The following is a 6,918-nucleotide window of genomic DNA, read 5'->3' as shown; positions in this document are numbered from 1 at the left end:
GGTGCTGAACACGCTGCGGGTGGCCCTGATCGGCATCGTCCTGACCACCGTCCTCGGCGTGCTGATCGGCGTCGGCCGCTTCTCGCGCAACGCCCTCGTCCGCGGCCTCTGCTACGGCTACGTCGAGGTGTTCCGCAACGTGCCCATCCTGCTCCAGCTCCTGATGTGGTACCTCTTCTTCGTCGACGTCCTGCCGCCGCCGCAGACGGCCTGGAACGTGGCCGACCTGTTCTACCTCAGCAAGGGCGGCTTCTCGTTCCCGGCGCCCGTCTGGGACAGCGGCCACGCCTGGATGGGCGCCGGCCTGCTCGCCGGCATCGGCGTCGGCTGGTGGTGGCGGCGCGAGGCGCAGCGCCGCTTCGAGCTGACCGGCCACGACCGCAACCGCTGGGCGGTGCCGGTCGCCGCCGCCCTCGGCCTGGCCATCGCCGGCTGGGCCGCCGGCGGCGCGCCGCGCAGCTGGTCGGTGCCGGAGCAGCTCGCCTTCATGGTCGACGGCGGCATCAGCGCGACGCCGGAGTTCATGGCCGTCCTCGTCGGCCTGGTGATGTACACGGCCTCGTTCATCGCCGAGGTCGTGCGCAGCGGCATCCAGTCGGTCAGCCACGGCCAGAACGAGGCCGCCGGCGCGCTCGGCCTGACCCGGCGCATGCAGATGCGGCTGGTGGTCCTGCCGCAGGCGCTGCGCGTGATCATCCCGCCGATGACCAACCAGTACCTGAACCTGACCAAGAACTCGTCGCTGGCGGTCGTGATCGGCTACCCGGACGTCGTCTCGATCGCCAACACGACGCTGAACCAGACCGGCCGCGCCGTCGAGTGCATCGCCATCATCATGCTGGTCTACCTGTGCACCTCGCTGGGCACCTCGGCGCTGATGAACTGGTACAACCGCCACGCCGCGATCAAGGAGCGCTGACGGACCATGGCCGACGCCTTCCAGTCGATCCCGGCCAGGGCGCCACCGGTGCGCACGGGCGGCGCCCTGCCGTGGCTGCGGCGCAACCTCTTCGGCGACTGGAAGAGCGCGCTGGCCACCGTCTTCCTGATCGGGCTGGCCCTCGTCGTGCTGCCGCCCTTCGGCCAGTGGGCGGTGCTGAACGCGGTCATGGCACCGAACGCCGACGCCTGCCAGGCCGCGCGCGGCAGCGGCGCCTGCTGGGGCGTCATCGCCGAGAAATGGCACGTCATCATCTTCGGCCGCTACCCGTTCGAGGGGCAGTGGCGCCCGGCCGTCGCGACCCTGCTGATGGTCGCCGCGGTCGTGGCCAGCTGCGTGCGCCGCTTCTGGAAGCCGTGGCTGGGCCTGATGTGGGTCGCGGTCCTGGCCGCCTTCTTCATCCTGATGGGCGGCGGCATGTTCGGCCTCGAGCCGGTGCGAACCGACCTCTGGGGCGGCCTGCCGCTGACGGTGATGCTGGCGACGCTGTCGATCTTCCTCGCCTTCCCGCTCGCGGTGCTGGTGGCGCTCGGCCGGCGCAGCCAGCTGCCGGCGATCCGCACCGTCTGCATCGTCTACATCGAGTTGATCCGCGGCGTGCCGCTGATCAGCGTCCTGTTCATGGCCTCGTTCATGTTCCCGCTCTTCATGCCGCAGGGCATGACGATCGACGTGCTGGTGCGCGTGCTGGTCGGCATCACCCTGTTCGCAGCCGCCTACATGGCCGAGATCGTTCGCGGCGGCCTGCAGGCGATCCCGCGCGGCCAGCTCGAGGCGGCGGCGACGCTCGGCCTCGGCTACTGGCAGACGCAGAGGAAGATCGTCCTGCCGCAGGCCCTCGCGATGGTGGTGCCGAGCATGATGAACAACTTCATCTCCATCCTCAAGGACACCTCGCTGGTGACCATCGTGTCGCTGTACGAGCTCACCGGGGCGCTGGCCCTGGCGCTCAACGCCGACGTCGAATGGCGGCCCTTCAAGATCGAGGCCTACCTCTTCATCACCGCCATCTACTTCGCCATGTGCTTCGCGATGTCGCGCTACAGCCTGTGGGTCGAGAAGCAGCTCGGCGTCAGCCGCACCCGTTGAACCAAGCGAGCCCCATGAGCGACGCCATCATCGAATTCGCCAAGGTCAACAAGTGGTACGGCGACGCCTTCCACGTCCTGCGCGACGTCGAGCTCGCCGTCGGGCGCGGCGAGCGCATCGTCATCTGCGGCCCCTCGGGCTCGGGCAAGTCGACGCTGATCCGCTGCATCAACGCGCTCGAGGAATACCAGGAAGGCCGGATCACGATCGACGGCATCGTCCTCGGCGACGACGTCAAGGCCGTCGAGGCGGTGCGCCGCCGCGTCGGCATGGTCTTCCAGCAGTTCAACCTGTTCCCGCACCTCACCGTTCTCGAGAACCTGACCCTGGCGCCGATGTGGGTCGGCCACACGCCGAAGAAGGAGGCCGAGGAGCGCGCCATGCAGCAGCTCGAGCGGGTGCAGATCGCCGAGCAGGCGCGGAAGTTCCCCCTCCAGCTTTCCGGCGGCCAGCAGCAGCGGGTGGCGAACGCCCGCGCCCTCTGCCTGACGCCGAAGATCATGCTGTTCGACGAGCCGACCTCGGCGCTCGACCCCGAGATGATCAAGGAAGTGCTCGACGTGATGGTCGAGCTGGCCGGCCAGGGCATGACCATGCTCTGCGTCACGCACGAGATGGGCTTCGCCAAGGCCGTCGCCGACCGCGTCATCTTCATGGACCAGGGCCAGATCGTCGAGGAGAACACGCCGGCCGAGTTCTTCGAGCACCCCAAGAGCGAGCGCACGCGCGACTTCCTCGCCAAGATCATCGGCCATTGACCGCGGCGAGGCGCGCTTGAGAACGCAGGTCGCCATCGTCGGCGCCGGGCCCGCCGGCCTGCTCCTCGCCGCTCTCCTCGCCAAGGCCGGCGTCGAGACGGTGGTCGTCGAGCAGCGCAGCCCCGACTACGTGCTGGGCCGCATCCGCGCCGGCGTCCTCGAGCAGGTGACGGTCGACCTGCTCGACGCGGCCGGCGCCGGCGCCCGCGTGCATGCCGAGGGGCTGCCGCACGGTGGCATCGAGCTCTGCTTCGCCGGCGCCCGGCATCGCATCGACATGCGCGGCCTGACCGGCGGCAAGCAGGTCACCGTCTACGGCCAGACCGAGGTGACGCGCGACCTGATGCAGCTGCGCGGCGACGCCGGCCTGCCCAGCGTCTACGAGGCCGCCGACGTCAGCCTGCACGGCTTCGACGGCACGACGCCCTCGGTGCGCTTTCGCACCGGCGGCGTCGAGCACGAGCTGCACTGCGACTTCATCGCCGGCTGCGACGGCTACCACGGCGTCAGCCGGCGCAGCGTCGGCCCGGGCGCGATCACCACCTACGAACGCGAGTACCCGTTCGGCTGGCTGGGCGTGCTCTCCGACACGCCGCCGGTGTCGCACGAGCTCATCTATTCCAACCACGAGCGCGGCTTCGCCCTCTGCAGCATGCGCTCCATGACGCGCAGCCGCTACTACGTGCAGTGCGGGCTCGACGAGCGTGTCGAGGCGTGGAGCGACGACGCGTTCTGGGCCGAGCTGCGGGCCCGCCTCGACCCGGCGGCGGCGGCGGCGCTCGTCACCGGGCCGTCGATCGAGAAGAGCATCGCGCCGCTGCGCAGCTTCGTCGCCGAGCCGATGCGCTTCGGGCGCCTATTCCTGGCCGGCGATGCCGCCCACATCGTGCCGCCGACGGGCGCCAAGGGCCTCAACCTCGCCGCCGCCGACGTCGGCGTGCTGGCGCGGGCCCTGGCCGAGCACTTCGCCGACGGCAGCGACGCCGGCATCGACGCCTACTCCGAGCGGTGCCTCCGCCGGGTCTGGCGCGCCGAGCGCTTCTCGTGGTGGTTCACCTCGCTCATGCACCGCTTCCCCGACACCGGCGCCTTCGGCCGGAAGATGCAGACTGCCGAGCTCGACTACCTCGTCCACTCGCGGGCCGCCTCGACGGCTCTGGCCGAGAACTACGTCGGCCTGCCCCTCTGAGCCGTGCCGGCAGGCAGGCAGCCGGCCCACGGCTCAGTGCAGGTCGCGCTTCTTCCGCTTGAAGGCCCTGGGCCGGATCACGTTGCCCTCGTGATCCGCCGCGGCGCGGGCCTTGGCTCGGGCGATCGCGTGGCGGGCTTCGCGCTCGGCCCGGGCTTGCGCCGACGGCAGGCCGACGAAGCGGCCGAAGCGGCCCTGCAGCACCCGGGCGGCACGGCGGATGCTCGCATCGAGCCGGGTGCGCCGCCCCGGCCCGAGCAGCAATCGGGCGAGCAGGACGAAGCAGCCCAGGACGATGCCGGCAGCGAAAATCTTCTCGATCACGACGGACCCGATCAGCCTTCGAACGAAGGCGCACCCATCCTATCGCGCCGCCGCCCGCGTGGTGCATCGACGGCGCGTCGTCCTATAGCGATGTGGGTCGACAGGGAGAAGCGGAGGCGCGACCGCGGTGCACCAACGGCGCACAATTAGGCCTCAACGCTGGGATGCCAGGCGCATCGACGACGCCCGGCATCCGCATCCAAGCGCGACGATGGATTCTGAAACTTTTGGGAGGGGGACGGAACCGGCCGCAGCGGCCGGGGACGAGGCGCGCATCGAACCCTCGCCCGACCACGCCGAGGAAGATCTCGGCGACATCGTCGACGACGCCGTGCCGGCCCGCTCGTACAGCATGCTGCCGATGGTCGGCCTCGGCGGCTCGGCCGGCGCGATCCCGAGCCTGCAGGCCTTCTTCGCCGCGATGCCGCCGCGCTCGGGCATGGCCTTCGTCGTCGTGATCCACCTCGCTGCCGACCGCGACAGATCGCTTCCCGAGATCCTGGGCCGGTCGACGACGATGCCGGTCACGCAGGTCACGGACACCGCGAAGGTCCAGCCCGACCATGTCTACATCATCCCGCCGGGCAAGGCGATCCGCTCGGCCAACGGCCACCTCCACTGCACCGACCTGACCCCGGACCGCGGCCGCCGCGTCGCCGTCGACCTCTTCTTCCGCACCCTGGCCGACACGCACGGGCCCCGCGCCTCGGCCGTCGTGCTCTCGGGGGCCGACGGCGACGGCGCCATCGGCCTCAAGCGCATCAAGGAGCGCGGCGGCCTGACGATCGCGCAGGACCCGGACGAGGCCGAGTTCGACAGCATGCCACGCGCCGCCATCGCCACCGGCATGGTCGACTGGGTGCTGCGCCTGGCCGACATGCCGGCGCGCCTGGCCAGCTACCACGACATCCTGCCCCGGCTGCGCCTGCCGCCCGAAGAGGGCGAACTGTCGCTGGGCGCACCGAAACCCACCGGCGACGAGCTCGAGGCGGACCTGCGCGAGATCCTCGCCTACGTGCGCGGGCGGACCGGCCGCGACTTCAGCTACTACAAGCGGGCCACCATCCTGCGCCGCATCGCCCGGCGCCTGGGCGTCAACGGCATCGAGGCGCTGCCGGAGTACCTGGCCTTCATGCGCACGCATCCCGGCGAGGCCGGCGCGTTGGTGAAGGACCTGCTGATCAGCGTCACCAATTTCTTCCGCGACCGCCACGCCTTCGACGCGCTCGAGAAGCAGATTCCCGCCCTCTTCGCCCGCAAGGGCCCCAACGACGTCGTGCGCGTCTGGGTCGCCGGCTGCGCGACCGGCGAGGAGGCCTACTCGATCGCCATGCTCCTGGCCGAGCACGCACGAACGATCGACGCACTGCCCGTGATGCAGATCTTCGCGACCGACGTCGACGAAGAGGCGATCGCCGCCGCCCGCGACGCCGTGTACCCGCCCGCCATCGCCGCCGACGTCTCCGAAGAGCGCCTGCGCCGCTTCTTCACCAGGGAGCATCGCGGCTACCGCGTGCGCAGCGAGGTTCGTGAGCTGGTGCTGTTCGCCGTGCACGACCTGCTGCGCGACTCGCCGTTCTCGCGCATCGATCTCGTCTCCTGCCGCAACCTGCTCATCTACCTGGGGCGCGAGGCCCAGGCGCGGGCCTTCGAGACCCTGCACTTCGGGCTCCGCCACGGCGGCCGGATCTTCCTCGGCACGGCCGAGACTCCGGACGTGCGCGAGGACCTGTTCTCGGCTATCGACAAGAAGCACCGCATCTACGAGCCGCGGCTGCTCGGGCGGCCGCCGCTTCTGGCGCCACTGCGCGGCCCGGGGGCCCCGGCCCGCACGCTCGACATGCACGAGCTGGCGCGCCAGGGCGCGGTGCGGCCGCAAGGGGTCGGCAACACGAGCCGGGTCCAGCACGGCTGGTCGCGGCCGAGCCCCGGCGACATCGGCGTGAGCTCGTGGCGTGAACTGCACCTGCGGCTGATCGAGCGGCTGGCGCCGCCTTCGATCATCGTCAACGAGAGCCACGGCATCGTCCACCTGTCCGAAAGCGCCGGGCGCTTCCTGCGCTTCGCTGGCGGCGAGCCGAGCGTCGAGCTTGTCTCGGCCGTTCTCCCGGCGCTGTCGCTGGATCTGCGCACGGCGCTGGTGCGGGCGCGCGAGGTGCAGACCTCGGTCGAGTCGGCGCCGATCCAGGTGACGATCGACGGCAGCCCGGCGCTGGTGGTGATGCGCGTCTCGCGCGCCGACGACCTGGCCCCCGGCTTCCTGCTCGTCACCTTCGACCCGCACCCGACCGACGGGCTCGGCGACGGTGCGGCGGCCCGGCCGGCGCCCGGCGCGCGCGAGCGCGAGCTCGAAAGCCAGATCGAGGAACTGAAGTGGCACCTGCGCGACGTCACCGAGCACGGCGAGACGACGGCGCAGGAGCTCAAGGCGAACAACGAAGAGCTGCAGGCGATGAACGAGGAGCTGCGCTCGGCGACCGAGGAGCTCGAGACCAGCCGCGAGGAGCTGACCACCGTCAACCAGGAGCTGAAGAGCAACGTCGAGGAGCTCGGGCGCAGCAACGCCGACCTGCAGACCCTGATGGCGTCGACGGCGATCGCCACCGTGTTCCTCGACC

Annotated in this window: 6 protein-coding genes; 5 read left to right on the top strand and 1 reads right to left on the bottom strand. The window is 70.7% G+C overall.

Annotated features, from left to right (window positions below; translation table 11 throughout):
* The 4 genes from AC30N0_RS13570 to pobA all read left to right on the top strand — a co-directional run.
* The coding region (locus AC30N0_RS13570; protein ID WP_489518438.1) for an amino acid ABC transporter permease at positions 1-919 on the top strand (919 nt) is incomplete at its 5' end.
* Between the two features lie 6 nt (positions 920-925).
* The gene (locus AC30N0_RS13565; RefSeq protein WP_489518437.1) at positions 926-2,029 is read left to right on the top strand and encodes an amino acid ABC transporter permease; all 1,104 of its coding nucleotides are present in this window, start codon (positions 926-928) and stop codon (positions 2,027-2,029) included.
* Positions 2,030-2,043: 14 nt separating this feature from the next.
* Complete coding sequence (locus AC30N0_RS13560; protein ID WP_489518436.1) at positions 2,044-2,787, top strand: amino acid ABC transporter ATP-binding protein; 744 nt, start codon at positions 2,044-2,046, stop codon at positions 2,785-2,787.
* Between the two features lie 16 nt (positions 2,788-2,803).
* Complete coding sequence (gene pobA, locus AC30N0_RS13555) at positions 2,804-3,976, top strand: 4-hydroxybenzoate 3-monooxygenase (protein WP_489518435.1); 1,173 nt, start codon at positions 2,804-2,806, stop codon at positions 3,974-3,976.
* Between the two features lie 33 nt (positions 3,977-4,009).
* Here the strand turns inward: pobA and AC30N0_RS13550 are convergent, their stop codons facing one another.
* Positions 4,010-4,300, bottom strand: a complete 291-nt coding sequence (locus AC30N0_RS13550) for a hypothetical protein (protein ID WP_489518434.1) — start codon at positions 4,298-4,300, stop codon at positions 4,010-4,012.
* A 211-nt stretch (positions 4,301-4,511) separates the two neighbouring features.
* Between AC30N0_RS13550 and AC30N0_RS13545 the strand changes: the two genes are divergently transcribed.
* Positions 4,512-6,918 (top strand): chemotaxis protein CheB (locus AC30N0_RS13545; protein ID WP_489518433.1); only part of this gene is annotated, 2,407 nt, incomplete at its 3' end.

This window comes from Rhizobacter sp. (genome assembly GCF_031412495.1).
Classification (GTDB): Bacteria; Pseudomonadota; Gammaproteobacteria; order Burkholderiales; family Burkholderiaceae_C; genus Schlegelella_A.
Note: the sequence above shows the minus strand (reverse complement) of the source record. Positions and strands in the feature narration are given on the sequence as shown.